19 protein-coding genes and 1 pseudogene are annotated in these 19,014 nt (G+C 72.6%); 5 read left to right on the top strand and 15 right to left on the bottom strand.

Going from position 1 to position 19,014, the window contains the following annotated elements; translation table 11 throughout:
* Positions 1-18: 18 nt before the first annotated feature.
* The 3 genes from pheT to G6553_RS17490 all read right to left on the bottom strand — a co-directional run bounded on the left by pheT (position 19) and on the right by G6553_RS17490 (position 4,749).
* Complete coding sequence (pheT, locus tag G6553_RS17500) at positions 19-2,514, bottom strand: phenylalanine--tRNA ligase subunit beta (protein WP_166195838.1); 2,496 nt, start codon at positions 2,512-2,514, stop codon at positions 19-21.
* A gap of 7 nt (positions 2,515-2,521) precedes the next feature.
* Positions 2,522-3,628 carry a phenylalanine--tRNA ligase subunit alpha gene (pheS, locus tag G6553_RS17495; protein WP_166195836.1) on the bottom strand — a complete coding sequence of 369 codons (1,107 nt, stop codon included), beginning with the start codon at positions 3,626-3,628 and terminating at the stop codon, positions 2,522-2,524.
* A 113-nt stretch (positions 3,629-3,741) separates the two neighbouring features.
* On the bottom strand, positions 3,742-4,749 hold the full coding sequence (locus tag G6553_RS17490) for a LacI family DNA-binding transcriptional regulator (RefSeq protein WP_166195834.1): 1,008 nt from the start codon (positions 4,747-4,749) through the stop codon (positions 3,742-3,744).
* A gap of 133 nt (positions 4,750-4,882) precedes the next feature.
* Between G6553_RS17490 and G6553_RS17485 the strand changes: the two genes are divergently transcribed.
* Positions 4,883-5,716 (top strand): phytanoyl-CoA dioxygenase family protein, encoded by an 834-nt coding sequence (locus G6553_RS17485; RefSeq protein WP_166195832.1) that lies wholly within the window; start codon positions 4,883-4,885, stop codon positions 5,714-5,716.
* Positions 5,717-5,938: 222 nt separating this feature from the next.
* On the opposite strand, the gene G6553_RS17480 is transcribed toward G6553_RS17485, so the two are convergent.
* Genes G6553_RS17480 through G6553_RS17465 form a run of 4 tightly spaced genes read right to left on the bottom strand, consistent with a single transcriptional unit; the run spans position 5,939 to position 10,647 of the window.
* Complete coding sequence (locus G6553_RS17480; protein ID WP_166195830.1) at positions 5,939-6,946, bottom strand: ABC transporter permease; 1,008 nt, start codon at positions 6,944-6,946, stop codon at positions 5,939-5,941.
* Positions 6,943-7,932: an ABC transporter permease gene (locus G6553_RS17475; protein ID WP_166195828.1), complete on the bottom strand. Its 990-nt coding sequence runs from the start codon at positions 7,930-7,932 to the stop codon at positions 6,943-6,945. The genes G6553_RS17480 and G6553_RS17475 overlap by 4 nt, the downstream gene beginning before the upstream one ends.
* Positions 7,929-9,560, bottom strand: coding sequence for a sugar ABC transporter ATP-binding protein (locus G6553_RS22275; RefSeq protein ID WP_166195826.1), 1,632 nt, complete (start codon positions 9,558-9,560; stop codon positions 7,929-7,931). The genes G6553_RS17475 and G6553_RS22275 overlap by 4 nt, the downstream gene beginning before the upstream one ends.
* A 7-nt stretch (positions 9,561-9,567) precedes the next feature.
* On the bottom strand, positions 9,568-10,647 hold the full coding sequence (locus G6553_RS17465; RefSeq protein WP_166195824.1) for an ABC transporter substrate-binding protein: 1,080 nt from the start codon (positions 10,645-10,647) through the stop codon (positions 9,568-9,570).
* Between the two features lie 316 nt (positions 10,648-10,963).
* On the opposite strand from G6553_RS17465, the gene G6553_RS17460 reads away from it, so the two are divergent.
* Both G6553_RS17460 and G6553_RS17455 read left to right on the top strand, forming a co-directional pair.
* Complete coding sequence (locus G6553_RS17460) at positions 10,964-11,788, top strand: DeoR/GlpR family DNA-binding transcription regulator (protein WP_166195823.1); 825 nt, start codon at positions 10,964-10,966, stop codon at positions 11,786-11,788.
* Positions 11,785-12,705: an aldose 1-epimerase family protein gene (locus G6553_RS17455; protein ID WP_166195821.1), complete on the top strand. Its 921-nt coding sequence runs from the start codon at positions 11,785-11,787 to the stop codon at positions 12,703-12,705. Before G6553_RS17460 ends, G6553_RS17455 begins: the two co-directional genes overlap by 4 nt.
* A 70-nt stretch (positions 12,706-12,775) precedes the next feature.
* Here the strand turns inward: G6553_RS17455 and G6553_RS17450 are convergent, their stop codons facing one another.
* The 8 genes and pseudogenes from G6553_RS17450 to G6553_RS17420 all read right to left on the bottom strand — a co-directional run bounded on the left by G6553_RS17450 (position 12,776) and on the right by G6553_RS17420 (position 17,326).
* Positions 12,776-13,840, bottom strand: coding sequence for an ATP-binding protein (locus G6553_RS17450; protein WP_166195819.1), 1,065 nt, complete (start codon positions 13,838-13,840; stop codon positions 12,776-12,778).
* Between the two features lie 23 nt (positions 13,841-13,863).
* Complete coding sequence (locus tag G6553_RS17445; RefSeq protein ID WP_166195817.1) at positions 13,864-14,148, bottom strand: hypothetical protein; 285 nt, start codon at positions 14,146-14,148, stop codon at positions 13,864-13,866.
* Positions 14,149-14,213: 65 nt separating this feature from the next.
* Positions 14,214-14,672: an RNA methyltransferase gene (locus G6553_RS22270; RefSeq protein ID WP_347565788.1), complete on the bottom strand. Its 459-nt coding sequence runs from the start codon at positions 14,670-14,672 to the stop codon at positions 14,214-14,216.
* Positions 14,673-14,732: 60 nt separating this feature from the next.
* Positions 14,733-14,942: pseudogene (locus G6553_RS22265) on the bottom strand (RNA methyltransferase substrate-binding domain-containing protein); the annotation flags it as partial.
* A gap of 86 nt (positions 14,943-15,028) precedes the next feature.
* On the bottom strand, positions 15,029-15,421 hold the full coding sequence (gene rplT / locus G6553_RS17435) for a 50S ribosomal protein L20 (RefSeq protein WP_166195815.1): 393 nt from the start codon (positions 15,419-15,421) through the stop codon (positions 15,029-15,031).
* Positions 15,422-15,504: 83 nt separating this feature from the next.
* Entirely contained in the window at positions 15,505-15,699 is a 195-nt protein-coding gene (gene rpmI, locus G6553_RS17430) for a 50S ribosomal protein L35 (protein WP_166195813.1), read from the bottom strand.
* Positions 15,700-15,791: 92 nt separating this feature from the next.
* Positions 15,792-16,457, bottom strand: coding sequence for a translation initiation factor IF-3 (infC, locus tag G6553_RS17425; protein WP_347565787.1), 666 nt, complete (start codon positions 16,455-16,457; stop codon positions 15,792-15,794).
* Between the two features lie 308 nt (positions 16,458-16,765).
* Positions 16,766-17,326 carry an SseB family protein gene (locus tag G6553_RS17420; protein WP_166195812.1) on the bottom strand — a complete coding sequence of 187 codons (561 nt, stop codon included), beginning with the start codon at positions 17,324-17,326 and terminating at the stop codon, positions 16,766-16,768.
* A 99-nt stretch (positions 17,327-17,425) separates the two neighbouring features.
* Between G6553_RS17420 and G6553_RS17415 the strand changes: the two genes are divergently transcribed.
* Both G6553_RS17415 and G6553_RS17410 read left to right on the top strand, forming a co-directional pair.
* Positions 17,426-18,253: an ABC transporter permease gene (locus tag G6553_RS17415; protein ID WP_166195811.1), complete on the top strand. Its 828-nt coding sequence runs from the start codon at positions 17,426-17,428 to the stop codon at positions 18,251-18,253.
* Positions 18,241-19,014: ABC transporter ATP-binding protein (locus tag G6553_RS17410; protein WP_166195810.1), on the top strand; the 774-nt coding region annotated here is incomplete at its 3' end. The genes G6553_RS17415 and G6553_RS17410, both read left to right, overlap by 13 nt.

Here is a 19,014-nt window from a genome sequence, read left to right as displayed (position 1 = left end):
CGTCGCCGGACGTGCGTGTCAGCTGCGCTGCTGGGCTCCGGTGAGCTCGGCGGCGCGGGCGACGGCGGCCTCGCGGGCTGCGGCCGTCTCGTCCTCGGTGAGCGTGCGGTCCGGTGCCCGGAAGCGGAGGGCGAAGGCGAGCGACGTGCGTCCCTGGCCCACCTGCTCGCCGGTGTAGACGTCGAAGAGCCGGATCGACTCCAGCAGCTCTCCCGCGCCCTCGCGCAGCGCGGCCTCCACGTCGGCGGCGCGGACGGAGTCGTCGACGACGAGCGCGACGTCCTCCTTGGCGACCGGGTAGGTGGAGAACTCCGGCGCGGGGACGACGTCGACGGCGTGCCGCAGCAGGGCGTCGAGGTCGAGCTCGACCGCGGCGGAGCGCTTGGGAAGGCCGAAGGACGCACAGACCTTCGGGTGCAGCTCGCCGGCCCGGCCGATCTCGGTGCCCTCGACCAGCACGCGGGCACAACGGCCCGGGTGCCAGGGCATCCGGGCGTCGGCCTCGACAGTGACCGCCACGCCGAGGTCGGAGGCGAGCCGCCGGACGACTGCGATGGCGTCGGCCCAGCCGGCCTCGCGGCCCTCGCCCCACCAGCCGGCGCGCTCGCGCTCGCCGGCCAGGACCACAGCGAGGTGCAGCGGCTGGGCGGGCAGCGCGTCGAGCAGCGCGGCCAGCTCCTCCTCGGTCGGGCGGCGGTCGACGCCGTAGATCGGTGCCGCGCCGCGGTCGGAGGGGAACGCGACGGTGCCGGTCTCGAAGAGCGCGACGCCGCTCGCGCCGCGGCCGACGTTGCGCGCGGCGGCCTTGAGCAGGCCGGGCAGGAGCGTGGTGGTGTAGGCCGGCTCCTCGTTCGAGAGCGGGTTGGCCAGGCGGACCGTGTTGCGCAGCGGGTCGTCCGTTGGCAGGCCGAGCTGGTCGAAGGCGGCGTCGCCGACGAACGGGAAGCTCACCACCTCGACGCAGCCGGCGCCGGCGAGCGTGCGGCCCACGCGGCGGCGCAGCCGCTGCTCGCGGGTCAGGCCGCGCCCGGCGCCCGGCGTCGGGAGCACCGACGGCACGTTGCGGTAGCCCACGACGCGCGCGACCTCCTCGACCAGGTCGAACGGGTCGACGAGGTCGGGCCGCCACGGCGGCACCGTCGCGGTCAGCTTCGTGCCGTCCTCGGCCACCTCGCAGCCGACGGCGCGCAGGTGCCGGATCGTCGTGGCCGGGTCGATCTCCATCCCGGTCACCCGGGCGGGGAGGTCGGCCTCGATCGTGATCGTGGTGCGCTCCGGCGGGGTGCCCACGACGGTGACGCCCGGCTCCGCCGTCCCGCCGCCGTACGTCGTCAGCAGCTCGACGACGCGGTCGGCCGCGGCCTCGCAGATCGTCGGGTCGACACCGCGCTCGTTGCGCTTGCCGGCCTCGGAAGAGATCTTGTGCCGCTTGCCGGTCCGGAACATCGCGACCGCGTCCCAGTGCGCGGCCTCGACCAGCACCCGGGTGGTGGTCTCCGACATCTCGGTCGCCTCGCCACCCATGACGCCGCCGAGGCCGATGATCCCCGAGTCGTCGGTGACGACCAGGTCCTCGGTCGAGAGCGCGCGGTCGGTGCCGTCGAGCGTGGTCAGCCGCTCGCCCTCGCGGGCGCGCCGCACGCGGATCGGGCCCTGCAGCTTGTCGGCGTCGTAGCCGTGGATCGGCCGGCCGGTCTCGAGCATCACGTAGTTGGTGACGTCGACGGCCAGCGAGATCGGCCGCATGCCGGCCAGCTGGATCCGCTGGACCATCCAGTCCGGGGTCGGCGCGGCCGGGTCGAAGCCGGACACGGTCCGCGCGACGAACACCGGGCAGCCGGCCGGGTCGTCGACGACGACCGGGTACCCCTGGTCGTCGGCGGGCGGGACGTCACGCTGCGTCGGGTCGGTGTACGACGCGTCGTACGCCAGGGCCGCCTCGCGGGCGACGCCGCGCAGGGAGAGCGCGTAGGCGCGGTCGGGGTTGATCTCGAACTCGATGACCTCCTCGTCGAGGCCGAGCACGCCGAAGGCGCTCTCTCCCGGCTTCCCGGCGTCCTCGGGCAACACGATGATGCCGCCCCCCGACGACAGAGCGTCCTCGCCGAGGCCGAGCTCAGCGGCCGAGCAGATCATGCCGGCGGAGACGTGGCCGTAGGTCTTGCGCGCGGAGATCGCGAAGTTCCCGGGCAGCACGCCGCCGGGCAGGACGACCACGACGAGGTCGCCGGGCGCGAAGTTGTGCGCGCCGCAGACGATGCCCTGCGGCTCGCCGGTGCCGTTGGCGTCGGCGACGTCGACGGTGCACCAGTTGATCGTCTTGCCGTTCTTCTGCGGCTCGGGCTCCATCGTGAGCACGCGGCCGACGACGAGCGGCCCGGTGATCTGGTCGCCGGGCTTCTCGATCGCCTCGAGCTTGAGCCCGAGGTCGGTGAGCTCGGCGGCCAGCGCCTCGGTGGTGAGGTCGGCCGGGAGGTCGACGTACTCGCGGATCCAGGAGACAGGGGTCTTCATGAGGTGCTCAGAGCTCGCTTCCGAAGGCGGTGGTGAACCGGACGTCGCCCTCGAAGAACCCGCGGAGGTCCTCCACGCCGTGGCGGAACATCAGGGTGCGGTCGATGCCCATGCCGAACGCGAAGCCGGTGAAGCGCTCGGCGTCGACGCCGCAGGCGGTGAGCACGCGCGGGTTGACGACGCCGCAGCCGCCCCACTCGATCCAGCCCTCGCCGCGGCACGTGCGACAGCGGGCCCCGTCGAGCTCGCCGGCACCGCGGCACACGAAGCAGAGCAGGTCGACCTCGGCCGACGGCTCGGTGAAGGGGAAGAACGACGGGCGGAAGCGCGTCGAGATGCCCTCGCCGAACATCGAGGTGGCGAAGTGGTCGAGGGTGCCCTTGAGGTGCGCCATCGTGATGCCCTCGTCGATGGCGAGGCCCTCGACCTGGTGGAACATCGGGCTGTGCGTGGCGTCGTACTCGTCGGTGCGGAAGACGCGACCGGGGCAGACGACGTAGATCGGCGGGGTGCGGGTCAGCATCGTGCGCGCCTGCACCGGCGAGGTGTGGGTGCGCAGGACGACGCCGTTGTCCTGCGGGTCGGTCCAGAAGGTGTCCTGCATGGTGCGGGCCGGGTGGTCCGGACCGAGGTTGAGCGCGTCGAAGTTCAGCCACTCCGCCTCGATGACCGGCCCCTCGGCGACCTCCCAGCCCATCGCCACGAAGATGTCCGCGATCAGCTCGGCACCGGTGGTGAGCGGGTGCCGCGCACCGGCGGGCACGCGGTCGGTCGGCAGGGTGACGTCGACGGTCTCCTCGGCCAGCATCCGCTCCTCGTGCTCGACCTCGAGCACGGCCTGCCGCTCCCCCAGCGCCTTCGCGACCGCGCCGCGCGCCCGGCCGATGCGCTGGCCGGCCTCCTTGCGGGCCTGCGGCGGCAGCGCGCCGATCTCGCGGTTCGCGAGCGCCAGCGGCGACCGGTCACCGGTGTGGTCGATGCGGACCTGCTTGAGCTCGGCGAGGTCGGTCGCGGCGGCGATGGCGGCCAGCGCGGCATCGCGCGCGGACTCGACCTCCTCGGGCTTCAAGGGCGTGACCTCCACGGGGTCGTAGTCGGTGTTGGGTCCGGACATGGCGTGCCTCTCGGAGCTGGTGGCCGGGGGTGTCGTCGGGCAGGCCCGGTCGAGGGGTCAGTCTAGGAAGCGGCGTACGGCGCCCGCGAACCGGTTCCTCCTCGACCCAGCGGTCAGGCGGGGGCGCTCTCGCGCACGACCAGGCGGTGCGGGACGACGAGGTCGCGGCCCGGCAGCGACCGGTCGGCCATCCGCTCCCCCAGCGTCGTCAGCGCGAGCTCGGCGAGCCGCTGCTTGTCCGGGGCAACGGTCGTGAGCGCGGGGACGGAGTAGCGACCGGCCTCGATGTCGTCGAAGCCGACGAGTGCGACGTCGTCGGGGACGCGGAGGCCGCGGTCGGCACACGCGCGGAGCGCGCCCAGCGCGAGCTGGTCGGTGAAGCAGAAGACCGCGTCCGGCGGCGCCGGCAGCGACAGCAGCGACTCCGTCGCACGGACGCCGTCGGCGTGGTGGAGGCGGTCGACCGGCACCTCGAGGGCTGCCTCGGGCGGGAGCCCACCGGCGGCGAGCGCCTCGCGGTAGCCGGCCAACCGGTGCCGCGCGGTCTCGTTGCTCAGGTGCGGCTGGAGGCCGACGGCCGCGATCCTGCGGCGGCCGGTGGCGACGAGGTGGGCGGTCGCCTCCCGCGCGGCGGCCTGGTTGTCGATGGCGACCCGGTCGACGTGCCCGAAGCCGGCCTGCTCCCCCAACATCACCACCGGGGGCGCGCCGGCGCGCCGCGAGACCTCCGCGGGCGTCAGCGCCCAGGGGCTGAAGACGACGCCGTCCACCCCGTGGCCGCGAGCGCCGTCGAGCAGGTCGCGCTCGCGCGCCGGGTCGCCGTCGGTCTGCTCGACGAGCACGGTCCAGCCGAGCTCCTCGGCGGCCCGGACCACGTGGGCGGCGAGCTCGGCGAAGTACGGCGAGTCGATCTCGGGCACGACGAGGCCGATGACGTCGCCCCGCCCTCGGCGCAGCTGCCGGGCGGCGATGTTGGGTCGGTAGCCCATCTCCTCGATCGCCCGCTGCACGCGCTCGCGGGTCGCGGGCGCCACGACCTCCGGGGCGTTCACGACGTTCGAGACCGTGCGCACGCTGACGCCCGCTCGTTCGGCGACGTCGCGCAGGTTGGCCCGGCTCATGCGCCCCTCTTCCTGGGTGGTCCGCGAAGTTCTTCGCGCAGGGTATTGCAACGTGGCATTGCAACGTTGCAAACTGGGTACCGGAGATCACATCGCAGCAGCACGACCGACCACAGCCATCCCGGGAGGACCCATGACCGCCGCAGCACTCGACGTACCGATCGACACCGAGGCCATCCGCCGGACCATCCACGAGGACGGGATCATCGGGTGCAAGGGCGCCTTCTCCCGCGAGTGGGTCGAGCAGCTGCGCGAGGACGTCGAGGCGGCCTTCGAGGAGGCGCAGTCCCGCGAGGGCGGCTCCGTCGGTCGCGGCCCGAACCGCTACTACGTGGAGATCCACCCCGAGGCCCTCCGCGGCTTCGTCGACCTCGTCGACCACCCGTGGGTCCGCGCCACGTGCGAGGCGATCCTCGGCCCCGACTACAAGATCGTCGAGGTCGGCTTCGACATCCCCTTCGAGGGCGCGAAGAACCAGCCGTGGCACCGCGACTTCCCCAGCCCGAAGGAGACCACCGAGGAGGGCCGCCTCACCTCGCTCGCCTTCAACGTGACCTGCGTCGACACCGAGGAGGACATGGGTCCCTTCGAGGTCGCGCCCGGCACGCACTGGGACAAGGGCGAGGAGTTCAACCACGGGATGTTCCCGCTGAAGAAGGAGTACGGCCGCTTCGAGGAGCGCGCCGTGCGGAAGTACCCGCAGATGGGTGACATCTCCGCCCGCTCCGCGCTGACCGTCCACCGCGGCACCAAGAACGAGTCGACCAAGTCCCGCCCCGTGCTGGTGCTCGGCGTCGACGCCCCCGGTGCCGGCAACGACGAGCACCACGACCTCGCGGTCACGCGCACCTACTGGGAGAACCTCCCCCAGCGCGTGCGCGACCACCTGGCCTGCCCGATCGTCGACGAGCTCACCCCGATCACCCAGAAGCACACGATCGAGGGACTGGTGATGGGCGAGGCCTGAGCCTCCGCTCCATCCCGGGCGCTCCGACGTACGACGGCCCGGCACCCACCTCGGGTGCCGGGCCGTCGTCGTCCGCGGACCAGTCCAGCGCCCCGGTGGACCGGTGGGCCGATCACCCCGCGCACGTCCGGTCCGCCGCCGGAGAGAAGGGACCGGCGCCCGGCGTCACCGATAGTGGTGAACCCCCGGGCGCCGGTCGTGGTCGAGCAGCAGCCGGCGGCGCTAGGTCCGGTCTCCGCGGGTCAGGACCCGCTGGAGCGTGACGACCAGCAGCAGGATCGTGCCGCTGACGACCGACTGCCAGTCGGAGTCGAGCGAGCCGATCTGGTTGATGACGTTCTTGATGACCTGCAGCAGCAGGACGCCGACCAGCGTGCCGAGCACGGTGCCGGCGCCGCCGGTGAGCAGCGTGCCGCCGAGGACGACAGCGGCGATCGCCTCGAGCTCGGTGCCGACGCCCAGGATGGTGACGCCTGAGGAGGTGTAGCTGGCGATCATCACGCCACCGAAGCCGGCGAGCAGCGCGGAGGCGACGTACGTCAGCACCTTGGTGCGCACCACGGGCAGGCCCATCAGGTCCGCGGCGTCCTCCTGGCCACCGATCGCCAGCACCGAGGCGCCGTAGGACGTGCGGTGCAGCACCAGCCCGCCGATCGCGAAGAACACCACGACCAGGATCACCGGGTAGGGGATGCCGAGCAGCTCACCCTGCGCGAGCTCGCGGAACGAGGAGCCGCGCGGCACCTTGTACGTCGTCGCGCCCTCGTCGCTGAGCAGCAGCAGGAGTCCGCGGGCGAACAGCAGGCCGGCCAGGGTGACGATGAACGGCGGCAGCCCACCGCGCGCGATCACCAGGCCCTGGACGAGCCCGATCGCGCCGCAGACGGCGAGCGGCAGGACGAACGCGGCGAGCGTGCCGTGCTGGGAGCCCCACGCCGCCAGCACCCCGCCGAGCGCGAAGACGCTCCCGACCGAGAGGTCGATGCCGCCGGTCATGATCACGAAGGTCATGCCCAGCGCGAGCATCGCCAGGAACGACGCCTGGACCGCGATGCCGGTGATGTTGCCCTGGCTGGCGAAGCTGTCGAAGCTGACGCTCGCCACCGCGACGACGACGACGAAGATCGCCAGCGCCCCCTGCCGCTGCACCAGCGAGGCGAACCGCGCGCGGTTGGCCAGCGCCGCCTCGGGCGCGTTGGAGGTCGCCGGGTCGACCGTGGTGGTGCTCATGAGCGTCGCGCCTTTCCTCGGCCGAGCTGGACGTAGACCGCCGCGATGACGATGACCGCCTGGACGATCTGCGCGGTCGAGTCGGGGATGTCGTGGAAGATGAGCGTCGCCGTGATCAGCTGCATCAGCAGCGCACCCGCGATCGTGCCGAGGATCCGCACCTGCCCACCGGACAACGGCGTGCCGCCGATCACGACGGCGGTGATGGCGGAGAGCTCGATCAGCTGACCGAGCTTGGTCGGGTCGGAGGCCTGCGACCGGGCCGCCAGCAGGATGCCGGCCATCGCGGCGAGCAGCCCGGAGACGACGTACGTCGTCACGAGCACGCGCCGCACCGGCAGGCCGGCGAGCTGGGCGGCCAGCTTGTTGCCGCCGACCGCGACGAGCTGGCGACCGTAGGTCGAGCGCCGCACGACGAGCCAGACGACCAGCGAGACGAGGGCGGCGATGACGACGACGTAGGGCACGCCCGCCACGTCGCCGGTGCCGAGCGAGACCAGTCCGGGCTCGGTGATGCTCTTGATCTCGCCGCCGAAGAGGTTGGCCACGCCGCGGATCGCCACCATGAGGCCCAGCGTCGCGACGATGGGTTGGACGCCCACCACCCCGACCAGCACGCCGGCGATCAGCCCCACGACGGCTCCGGCCACGAGGCCGATGGCGATCGCGCCGACCGAGCCGTAGCCGACGTACAAGGGGATGAGCGCGGCGGCCAGGGCCATGACCGCGCCGACGGAGAGGTCGATGCCCTCGGTGCCGATGACGAGCGCCATGCCGAGCGCCACGATGACGACCGGGGCGACCTGGACCAGCTGCAGCCGCAGCGTGCCGGTGCTGACGAAGTTGTCGGTCAGGAAGACGTTGGCGAGCAGGAGGAGACCGAGGGCGACGAACACGCCGTTGCGGCGCACCCAGTCGATGTCGAAGCTCGTCCCGGTCCGCTCGGAGCGCTCGGCCGCGGTGGCCGTCGCGGTGCCGTCACTCACGCGTGCTGCCCCTCTGTCTGGGTCGGTGCCTGTTTGGCTGCCTGGTTCGTCGCCGGGCTCGGTGACTGAGAGTCGGGCTCGCGGTCGCCCGCGAGGGCCGCCAGCAGCTCGCTGCTGCTCAGGTCGGTGCTGTCGAGCTCGGCCTGGACATGGCCGTCGTGCAGCACGACGATGCGGTCGGCCCCCTCGACGAGCTCGTCCATCTCGCTGGAGATGAGCACGACCGCGAGGCCCTGCTCGGCCAGCTCGTCGATGAGTCCCTGGACCTCGGCCTTGGCGCCCACGTCGATGCCCCGGGTCGGCTCGTCGAGCAGGAAGACCGTCGGCTCGGTGGCCAGCCACCGCGCGATGAGGACCTTCTGCTGGTTGCCGCCGGAGAGCTCGCGGACCTTCTGGTCCGGGCTCGAGGCCTTGATCCGCAGTCGCTTCATGAAGGTGTCGACCAGCGCGTCGATGCGCGCCTCGGAGACGACCCCCGCCTGCGACATCCGCGGGAGGACGGCCAGGGCGATGTTGTCGCGGACCGAGAGGTCCGGGACGATCCCCTCCGCCTTGCGGTCCTCGGAGAGCAGTGCGACGCCCGAGGCGAGCGCGCCGCGCACCGAGCCGGTGCGCACCTTGCGCCCGGCGACGGTGACCTCCCCCGAGCGGGCCTTGAGGGCGCCGTAGACCGCCTTGACCGTCTCGCTGCGGCCGGAGCCCAGCAGGCCGGCCAGGCCGACCACCTCGCCGGGACGCACGGTGAGGTCGACGCCGTGGAGCCGGTTGGCGACCTCGAGCCCGGAGACCACCAGGGCCGGCTCGCCGGCCTTGAGGTGGGACGACCCGAACTCGGTGGCGCCCTCGGCGCGCACCTCCTCGATGTCGCGCCCCAGCATCTTCGAGACGAGGTCGAGGCGGGTCATCTCGGTCATCGGGCCGGTGTGGACCCACTCGCCGTCGCGGAGGATGGTGACCCGGTCGCACAGCTCCCACAGCTCGTCGAGGCGGTGGGAGACGAAGACCAGGCCGACGCCGCGATCGCGGAGGCCGCGGGCGACGCGGAAGAGCGTCTCGACCTCCGCGGTCTCCAGCGACGAGGTCGGCTCGTCCATGATCACCACGCGGCTGTCGACCGACATCGCGCGGGCCAAGGCCACCATCTGCTGCGAGCCCAGCCCGAGCCGACCGAGCTCGGCGGTCACGTCGATGTCGATCCCCAGCTCGGCCATCAGCTCGCGGGCCCGCTTGTTCATGGCCCCGACGTCGATGAGGCCGAACCGCCGCGGCTCGCGGCCCAGGAAGATGTTGCGCGCCACGCTCAGCAGCGGGACGAGATTGACCTCCTGGTAGATCGTCGAGATGCCGACGTGCTGGGCGTCGGCGGGGCGGCGGAAGTGCACCGTCTCGCCGGCGTACCGGACCTCGCCGCCGTCGGGGGTGTAGACGCCGGTGAGGACCTTGATCAGGGTCGACTTGCCCGCGCCGTTCTCGCCGACGAGCGTGTGGATCTCGCCGGCCCGGAGCTCGAAGTCGACGCCCTTGAGGGCGTGGACGCCGCCGAAGGACTTGGTGACCCCGACCGTCTGGAGGACGGGGTCACCGACGCCCGCGGCGGCCGCGGTGGCCGCGCTGGAGTGCTGGGTCACGGGTCGCTCAGAACGCCTTGCCGAGGTCCTGCTCGGCGTTCTCGCTGGTGTAGGAGTCGTCCTCGATGATGACGTCCTCGGGGATCTCCTCGCCGGCGAAGAAGTCCTCGGCGGTCTGGAACGCCAGCGGGCCGAAGCGCGGGTTGGACTCGATGACGGCGTTGATGTCGCCGTCGACGATCGCCTGGACCGCGTTGCGGGTGCCGTCGATGGAGACGATCTTGATGTCCTGGCCCGGGTCCATGCCCGCGGCGCGGACGGCGGTGACGGCGCCGAGCGCCATCTCGTCGTTGTGCGCGTAGATCGCGGTGATGTCGGGGTTGGACTGGAGCAGCTGCTCGGTGACCGACTGGCCCTCGTCGCGTGCGAAGTTGGCGGTCTGCTCGGCGATGATCTCCAGGTCGGGGTACTCCTCCTCGACCCGGTCCTTGAAGCCCGCGTTGCGCTCGTCGGTGACGTTGTTGCCCGAGGAGCCGAGCAGGATCGCGACCTTCGCCTCGCCGTCGGTGGCGGTGGCGAGCTCGTCGGCGGCGCGCTGGCCCTGGTCGTAGAAGTCCGAGCCGAGGAAGGCGACGTAGTCCGAGCAGGGCTCGTTGGTGACCTTGCGGTCGATCGTCAGGACCGGGACGCCCTTCTTCTTCGCGGCGTCGAGCGCCGGGTCGAGGCCGTCGGAGTTGACCGGTGCGACGATCAGGAACTGGGCGCCCTGGTTGAGCATGTCCTGGATGTCGGCGATCTGCTTGGGCAGCTCGGCGTTGGCGTTGGTGGTGATGAGCTTCTTGACGCCCACCTCCTGCGCGGCCGCCTTGATCGACTCGGTCTCCGCGGCGCGGAAGGCGGCGGTGTCCGGCTCGGACTGGGAGAAGCCGACGACGGCGTTCTTCAGGTCCAGCTTCTCGGCGCCGTACTTCTCCAGCGTGCACCCGGGACCGGAGCTTTCGGTCTCCTTGACGACCTGCTCGTCGTTGCCGCTGCCCGCGTCGGAGGCGGTGTCGTCCCCGGAGTTGGTGCACCCCGACAGCGCCAGGCCGGCTGCGGCGACCGCCGCGAGGGACCTCCACGCGGCGGTGGACTTCTTGCTCGTCATCTCTGCTCCTCGAAGTGGTCGGTGCGACTGCGCGAGATCGCGTGAGATCACTGTCACAGCCTCGGACAAGCAAACATGACCGCACACGAAAGCGCAACGGGTCGCTTGAAGTTCACCCGAACGCACACCGGGAGCACCGCGCCTCTCGACGGGAACGGACGCCATGGCGTACCGTCCCGCGTGGAAAGTGGGCTGGAACACACCGTCACGCGGTGGTCCGCACACGTGCGAACGCACACCACATTCGAACATCGCGACTGCATCCAACGCCGACACGCCGTCCGCCCGACCCACGGGACGGCTCGAGAGGGGCCCCATGCTCGCCGCCGAGCGTCAAGCGCGCATCCTGCAGGAGGTCGAGCACCTCGGGGCCGTCCGGGTCAGCCAGCTCGCGCGGCTCCTCGAGGTCTCCGAGATGACCATCCGGCGCGATCTCGACAACCTCGCCGCGAAGGGCGCCGTGGAGAAGGTCCACGGTGGCGCGACGGTCGCCGGCGGCACCCGCCCGAGCACCGACGAACCGGGGTTCGAGGCCAAGTGGGCCCAGGAAACCGCCGAGAAGGAGGCGATCGCCGCCGCCGCGGCGGCGATGGTGCGGCCGGGCTCGGCCGTCGGCCTGTCGGCAGGCACGACGACCTGGACGCTCGCGCACCACCTGCGCTCGATCCCGGGACTGACCGTCGTCACCAACTCCATGCGGGTCGCCGACGTCCTGCACAAGGCCCCCGGCGGCGCCCCCAACGTCGTCCTCACCGGCGGCGTCCGCACGCCCTCCGACGCGTTGGTCGGTCCGGTCGCGGTCTCCTCCCTGCGGCTGCTCCACCTCGACCTGGTCTTCCTCGGCGTGCACGGCATCCACCCCCGCGCCGGGTTCACCACCCCGAACCTGCTCGAGGCCGACACCGACCAGGCGCTGGTCGCCGCGGGTCAGCGCCTCGTGGTCCTCGCCGACCACACCAAGTGGGGGATGATCGGCATCAGCACGATCGCGCCCCTGGACCGCGCCGACGTCGTCGTCACCGACGACGGCCTGCACGAGGACGGCCGCGCGACGATCCGCGAGCTCAGCGTGGAGCTCGTCGTGGCGCCGGTCGCCGGGGCCCGGGCCGCGACCGCTCGCGACGCGGCGAGCGTCTCGTGAGCCGCGGAGGGGCCGAGCACCTGCTCGAGCACGCCGACTACACGGCGGTCGCGACCGAGGTGGGCGGCGGGCTGCGCCAGGTGCGCCACGGCGGCCGCGACCTCGTCCGGCCGTACGCCGCCGACGAGGTCCGCCCGCGCTTCCGCGGGTCGGTGCTGCTCCCCTGGCCCAACCGGGTCGCCGACGGGCGCTACCGCTCCGGCGGCGAGGAGCACCAGCTCCCGCTGACCGAGCCGGAGCGCGGGAACGCCCTGCACGGGCTGGTCTGCTGGGTCCGCTTCGAGGTGGTCGAGCGCGACCGCTCCTCGATCACGCTCTCCCACCGGCTCGTCCCGCAGCAGGGCTACCCGTTCGAGCTCGACGTGCGGGTGCGCCACGCGCTCGCCGACGACGGCCTGACCACCACGGTCACCACCCGGAACACCGGCGTCGGGGAGGCGCCGTACGGCGTCGCTCCGCACCCGTACCTCGTCGCCGGGCCCGGCCCGGTCGACGGCTGGACGCTGCGGCTGCCCGTCGCCGAGGTGCTGGAGGTGACGCCGGACCGGCTGCTGCCGCTGGACCGCTCCCCCGTCGCCGGGACCGACCGTGACTTCCGCACCGCCCGGCTCATCGGCGGCACCGAGCTCGACCACGCCTTCACCGGTGTCGTCGCCGACGACGACGGCCGCGCGCGCGTCGTGCTGCACGACGACGACGGCGTGGGTGCCGTGTGCACCTGGGACCCGACGGTCCTGCCCTGGCTGCAGGTCCACACCGGCGACCTGCCGCTCGAGCCGGACAACCACCGGCGCGGGCTCGCCGTCGAGCCGATGACCTGTCCGCCCGATGCGTTCAACAGCGGCGAGGACCTCGTCGTGCTTGCGCCCGGCGAGGAACACGTCGCCGCGTGGACGATCGGGGCGTACGCCGGCTAGACCCGTCCGTTGCCACCTCGACCCTGCGGGAGTGCCACCTCGACCCTGCGGGAGTGCCACCTCGGCGGGGTCACTCCTGGCGGCGGTCGTCGGTGGGCCAGGTGGTGACCAGGCGGGCGCCGCCACCGGGGGCGTCGGCGATGATGACCGTGCCGCCATGGGCGCGGACGAGGCCGTGGACGATGTAGAGGCCGAGGCCGGAGCCCCCGCGGGCGCCGCCCTTCCAGAACTTCGTGAACACCCGGCGGCGCATCTCCTCGGGGATGCCGGTGCCCTCGTCGTCGACGGTGATCCGCACGCCGGGCGGGTCGGACTCGTGCCCCTCGGCGACCGCCTCGAGATGGACCCGGACGGCGCCGTCGCCGTGCCGCACGCCGTTCTCGACCAGGTTGGTGACGACCTGGGTGAACTTGTCGGGGTCGACCCGGACCGACGGCAGGCCCGCCCCGCCGTCGGCGCCGAGGTCGAGGTCGATCGGGCGCGCGGTGCCGGCCCGCACCGACTCCACGATCCGGGTCACCAGCACCGTGACGTCGGAGGGACGGGGGTAGAGCTGGAGGCGGCCGGTGTCGATCCGCGCGACGTCGAGGAGCTCGGCGATGAGCCGGCTCAACCGGTCGGAGTCGGCGCTGACCGTGGTGAGCATCAGCTTCTTCTGCTCGTCGTTGAGCTTGTCCCAGCGGTTGAGCAACGCCTGGACGAAACCCTTGACGCCGGTGAGCGGCGAGCGGAGCTCGTGGGCGACGGTCGCGACCAGGTCGGAGCGCTCGCGGTCGAGCCGCGCGCGGCCGCGTCCGGACCGGAGGGTGACCGCCACGCGGCGCACCGGCTCGGTCGGCGCGGCGCGGTGGATCCGCGCGGCCACGAGCACCTCGGTGCCGTCCGGGAGCAGCCACGACTGCTCGGGGACCGCGGTGCGCGTGGCGATGCCGACGTACGGCGTGTTGCAGGCCACCCACGCCCGACCGTCCTGGTCGCGCAGCGCGAGCACGTCGGCCAGCGGGCGACCGACCGCGTCCGCGGGTGCGACGCCGAGCATCCGACCGGCGAGGGCGGAGACCAGCACCACCCGCTGGTCGGCGTCGGCGACGACGACCCCGTCGGGCAACGAGTCGGCGAGGTCCTGGGCGTCCACGAGCGCCACCCTAGGCCGGATCGTCAGGGTCGCGGGTTGGTCCGCGTCCAGCGCTTCTCGTCGCGGCGGTGGCCGGTCGCGGCGAGGCACCGGTGGCACACGCTGGTGACCCGGTCGGCGTCCCGGCCCGTCGCAGGCTGCACGTCGGCCCACTCGACGTGGGAGAACCGTCCAAGCCGGGCCTTCTTCACCGGGATGCCGCAGAGCGTCTGGTTCGTCCCCGGCAGCCAGGCGTGCACCTCGCCGGCCGGTGTCCGGAACCCGTCCGGGTCGGTCCAGGAGTCCGTGGCGGCCACCATCGTGCGCATGCCGTGCGGGTTCCCCGGGCCGGGGGCGGCATACCGTCCCGCTGGTCGCGCAACGAGTGCGGGGGTCAGGAGCGCTGGGCCCGGGCGGAGGCGTAGAGGCAGAGGGCGGCGGCGGTGGAGAGGTTGAGGCTCTCGGCGCGGCCGTGGATGGGGATGCGGACCCGGTGGTCGGCGAGCTCGGCGAGCTCCGCCGGCAGGCCCCAGGCCTCGTTGCCGAACAGCCACGCGGTCGGCCGGGCGAGCAGCGGCTCGGCCTCGGAGGCGTGCAGGTCGACCTCGCCGGCGCCGTCGGCCGCGAGGACCACGAGCCCGGCGGCCTGGGCGGCGCGGACGGCCGAGGCGGCGTCCGCCTCGACGGCCAGGGGCAGGTGGAAGACGCTGCCGACGCTGGCGCGCACGGTCTTGGGGTTGTGGGCGTCGACCGAGCTGCCGGCGAGCACCACGAGGTCCGCGCCCGCGGCATCGGCGCAGCGGACCACGGTGCCGGCGTTGCCGGGGTCGCGGACGTCGGCGCAGATCGCCACGAGCCGGTGCGGTCGGTCGGAGACGAGGAGGTCCGTCAGCGGTCGGTCGAGGTGCCGGCAGACCGCGACGACACCGGCCGGGGTGACGCTGTCGCTCAGCGAGGCGAGCGCCTTGTCCTCGACCAGGGTCCAGCGGACCCCGGCGCCGTCGGCGGCGGCCGCCAGCGCGGCGTACGCCTCGGTGGCGGCGACCGTCGCGAAGACCTCGACGACGGTGCCCGGCGAGCCGAGCGCGCCCTCGACGGCCTTCGGGCCGTCAGCGAGGAACAGCCGCCGCTCGGTGCGTACCGAGCGGCGGCTGAGCCTGCGTGCGTCCTTGACGCGAGCGTTGCTCGCGGCGAGGGGCGGAGTGGTCGTCAGGCCGAGGCCTCCGCCTTGGGGGCGTTGACGTCGGCCGGGAGCGCGGCCTTGGCGACCTCGACCAGCGCGTTGAACGCTGCGATGTCGTTGACGGCCAGCTCGGCCAGGATCTTGCGGTCGACCTCGACACCGGCGAGGTTGAGGCCCTGGATGAAGCGGTTGTAGGTCATCCCCTGGGCGCGGGCCGCAGCGTTGATGCGCTGGATCCACAGCTTGCGGAAGTTGCCCTTGTTCTTGCGCCGGTCGTTGTAGCTGTAGACCAGCGAGTGGGTGACCTGCTCCTTGGCCTTGCGGTACAGGCGCGAGCGCTGGCCGCGGTAGCCGCTGGCGCGCTCGAGGGTCGTACGGCGCTTCTTCTGGGCGTTGACCGCCCGCTTGACGCGTGCCATCTGTGTTGCTCCTTGGTGCTCAGGGTCTCGACGGGCTCATCGGCTGCTGCCGACGACCCACCGTGGATCGGGGTGGGGCGAGGTCAGAGACCCAGCATCTTCTTCGCGCGCTTGACGTCGGCCTTGGCCAGCTCGACCGTGCCGGTCATCCGGCGGGTGACCTTCGAGGGCTTCTTCTCGAGGTTGTGGCGCTTTCCGGCCTTCTCGCGAAGGATCTTGCCGGAGCCGGTCACCTTGAAGCGCTTGCTGGCACCGGAGTGCGTCTTGTTCTTCGGCATCTCTGTCTCTCTCTCGTCGTCCTGCCGACGGCACGGTGGTGCTGCGGCGGAAGTCTGTCGGGCGAGCGGGGCGTGGCCCCGTCCACGTGACGTCAGGCGTCGATCTCGGGGTCGAGGTTCTCGGAGCGGCGGCGCTCCTTCTTCTGCGCCACCGGGCCCGCGGCGTGCGCGGCCTCGCGCTCCGCCTGCTCCTCGGCCTCGGCCGCGGCGCGCTCGGCGGTGCGGGCGTCCTTGGCCGCCTGCACGTCGACCTTGGCGTCGGCCTTCTTCTTGTGCGGGCCGAGGACCATGACCATGTTGCGGCCGTCCTGCTTGGGCGAGGACTCGACGAAGCCGAGGTCGGTGACGTCCTCGGCCAGGCGCTGCAGCAGGCGGAAGCCCAGCTCGGGGCGGTGCTGCTCACGACCGCGGAACATGATCGTGATCTTGACCTTGTCCCCGGCCTTGAGGAACCGCACGACGTGACCCTTCTTGGTCTCGTAGTCGTGCGCGTCGATCTTCGGACGAAGCTTCATCTCCTTGATGATCACGTTCGTCTGGTTCCGACGGGCCTCGCGGGCCTTCTGGGCGTTCTCGTACTTGAACTTGCCGTAGTCCATGAGCTTGCAGACCGGCGGGCGCGCCATGGGAGCCACCTCGACCAGGTCGAGGTCGGCCTCCTGCGCGAGGCGAAGGGCGTCGGCCGTCGGGACGATGCCGACGGTCTCGCCGTTGGGTCCAACGAGGCGGACCTCGGAAACCCGGATCCGGTCGTTGATACGAAGCTCGGTGCTGATGTGTCCTCCTGGTGGCTACGTGGCCGGAGTCCCAGCGCCGTCCCGGTTCGGTCCCGGGAAGCACGAAAGGCCTCCGCTGACGCAAGCGGAGGCCTGATCACTACCTGTCGCCACGACACGCACGACGAACGTGCACGCCACGGCCGGAGCCTTGCAGGACCGGACCCGACGACCTCGCGGTCGATGCGGGTGGGAGACGGATGGTGCTGGTCCCCGCTTGTGGATCTGCTCCCCGGTCCAGGACATGCCTGACCCAGGTCACTGATCGGTCAACACAGGAGACTAGCCGATCATTCCGGCCCGGGCGAATCCCCAGGCGGGTCCCCGGCCGCCTCCGCGGGCCGGACCCACACCTGGCGCTCCCCCACCCGCGCGAGGGTCCAACCGGCCGCGAGGGCGTGGAGGTCCTCGCCCTCGACCACGACGCGCACGGGGCCGGCCACGTCGACCAGCAGGGCGGCCGCGCCCTCCTGCACCGCCGACTGGGCGGCCACCCGCGCCGGCACCGGCACCGGCCGGGCGGCCGGGTCCCACGCGGCCATCGCCGCGGTGCCGGAGAAGGACAGCAGCGCCAGCCTGCCGTCGGCGCCGGTCAGCAGGACCGCTGCCATGTCGGAGCTCTTGTCGTGCGCCAGGCCGTGCTCGTCCACCTCGACCTCGCCGAGCACCGCGACCACCGGCACGAGGAGCCGGCAGCCGGTCAGGGCGGCCAGGACGTCGCCGTACCGGCGTCGGTCCGAGGCGTACGCCGTCGCTGCCGCGACGAGGGCGGGCGGCGCCTCGCCGGTGTCGTCGGGGAAGCCCGGTCCGAGCAGCCGCTTCTGGTCGGGACGCTCGGCAGGCTCGGTCACGTCCGCGATGGTCTCAGACGGGCACGCGGGATCGACGACGCGTCCAAAGTCGAGCGAGTCGCTTGACTTAAGTGTCCAAAGTTCGTAGACATACGCCCCATGGACACGACCACCGCTCCCGTCGGAGTCGCCGTCGGCCCCGGGCAGCAGGAACGGCCGGCCGCCGTACGTCGCCGCCGACCACCCCTGCGCCCGCTGCGCCGCTGGGTCTCCCCCGTCGCCCTCGTGGCGCTCTGGCAGCTCGCCTCCTCCACCGGCGTGCTCGACGAGCGCCAGCTCGCCTCGCCGGCACAGGTCGCCGCCACCGCGGTCGACCTGGTGCAGGCCGGGACCCTGGGCACCCAGACCCTGATCTCCCTCCAGCGCGTCGGCCTCGGGTTCGCCATCGGCGCGACCATCGGGTTGGCGCTCGCGGTCGTCGCCGGCCTCTCCCGGATCGGCGAGGACGCGATCGACCCGCCCATGCAGATGCTGCGCACGCTGCCGCACTTCGGCCTGGTGACGCTCTTCATCATCTGGTTCGGCATCGGGGAGACGCCCAAGGTCGCGCTCATCGCGCTCGGCGCCACCTTCCCGCTCTACCTCAACACCCTCGGCGGCATCCGCGGCATCGAGCGCAAGACCCTGGAGGCCGCCAAGGCGCTGCACCTGACCTGGGTCCAGCGCATCCGGCACGTCGTCATCCCCGGCGCGCTGCCCCAGACCCTGGTCGGGCTACGGCAGAGCCTCGGCATCGCGTGGCTCTCGCTGATCGTCGCGGAGACCATCGCCTCCCAGTCCGGCCTCGGCCACATGATCAACCACGCCAAGGACTTCCTCCAGACCGACGTGATCGTCGTCGGCCTCGCCGTCTACAGCCTGCTCGGTCTCGCGACCGACGCCGTCGTCCGCTACCTCGAGAGGAAGGCCCTCGCATGGCGCTCCTGACCCCCGGCACCACCACCGCCCCCGGCACCGCCTCCACCACCGGACGCGGCGGCGCGTCGCGGCCGGACGGCGAGCACGTCGCCCGCGTCCGCGGCCACCACCGCTCCTTCGGCGACACCCACGTGCTGCGCGCGATCGACCTCGACATCCGGCACGGCGAGATCGTCGCCCTGCTCGGGCGCAGCGGCTGCGGCAAGTCGACCCTGCTGCGCAGCCTGGCAGCGCTCGACCCGTCGCCGGCGGGCGAGGTCGAGGTCACCGGCCGCACCGGCGTCGCCTTCCAGGAGCCCCGACTGCTCCCCTGGCGCACGGTCCAGCAGAACGTCGCCCTGGCGCTCCTCAACAGCCGTGAGCGCAGCCAACGGCACACCCGCGCCGAGGAGACCCTGGCCGAGGTCGGCCTGGGCGAGAAGCTCGACGCCTGGCCGCTGCAGCTCTCCGGCGGGCAGGCCCAGCGGGTCTCGCTGGCCCGCGCGCTCGTCAGCAACCCCGCGCTCCTGCTGCTCGACGAGCCGTTCAGCGCCCTCGACGCGCTGACGCGCATCGAGATGCACCAGCTCGTGGTCGAGCTCTGGCGCCGCCACTCGATGGCGATCCTGCTCGTCACCCACGACGTCGACGAGGCCTTGGCACTGGCCGACCGCCTCGTCGTCATGGACGGCGGCCGCATCGGCCGCACCTGGGAGATCACGCTGCCGCGCTCGGACCGCGCACCCTCCCAGCCCGACATCGCCCGCACCCGCGCCGAGGTCCTCGGGGCC

Source organism: Nocardioides sp. IC4_145, from assembly GCF_011250565.1.
Taxonomy (GTDB): domain Bacteria; phylum Actinomycetota; class Actinomycetes; order Propionibacteriales; family Nocardioidaceae; genus Nocardioides.
This window is presented reverse-complemented; position numbering and strand designations above follow the sequence as displayed.

Bases quoted from the DNA above. Each gene is read 5' to 3' on its own strand.
- pheT (WP_166195838.1), bottom strand. From the start codon at position 2,514: ATGAAGACCCCTGTCTCCTGGATCCGCGAGTACGTCGACCTCCCGGCC.
- pheS (WP_166195836.1), bottom strand. From the start codon at position 3,628: ATGTCCGGACCCAACACCGACTACGACCCCGTGGAGGTCACGCCCTTG.
- G6553_RS17490 (WP_166195834.1), bottom strand. From the start codon at position 4,749: ATGAGCCGGGCCAACCTGCGCGACGTCGCCGAACGAGCGGGCGTCAGC.
- G6553_RS17485 (WP_166195832.1), top strand. From the start codon at position 4,883: ATGACCGCCGCAGCACTCGACGTACCGATCGACACCGAGGCCATCCGC.
- G6553_RS17480 (WP_166195830.1), bottom strand. From the start codon at position 6,946: ATGAGCACCACCACGGTCGACCCGGCGACCTCCAACGCGCCCGAGGCG.
- G6553_RS17465 (WP_166195824.1), bottom strand. From the start codon at position 10,647: ATGACGAGCAAGAAGTCCACCGCCGCGTGGAGGTCCCTCGCGGCGGTC.
- G6553_RS17460 (WP_166195823.1), top strand. From the start codon at position 10,964: ATGCTCGCCGCCGAGCGTCAAGCGCGCATCCTGCAGGAGGTCGAGCAC.
- G6553_RS17445 (WP_166195817.1), bottom strand. From the start codon at position 14,148: ATGCGCACGATGGTGGCCGCCACGGACTCCTGGACCGACCCGGACGGG.
- rplT (WP_166195815.1), bottom strand. From the start codon at position 15,421: ATGGCACGCGTCAAGCGGGCGGTCAACGCCCAGAAGAAGCGCCGTACG.
- rpmI (WP_166195813.1), bottom strand. From the start codon at position 15,699: ATGCCGAAGAACAAGACGCACTCCGGTGCCAGCAAGCGCTTCAAGGTG.
- G6553_RS17415 (WP_166195811.1), top strand. From the start codon at position 17,426: ATGGACACGACCACCGCTCCCGTCGGAGTCGCCGTCGGCCCCGGGCAG.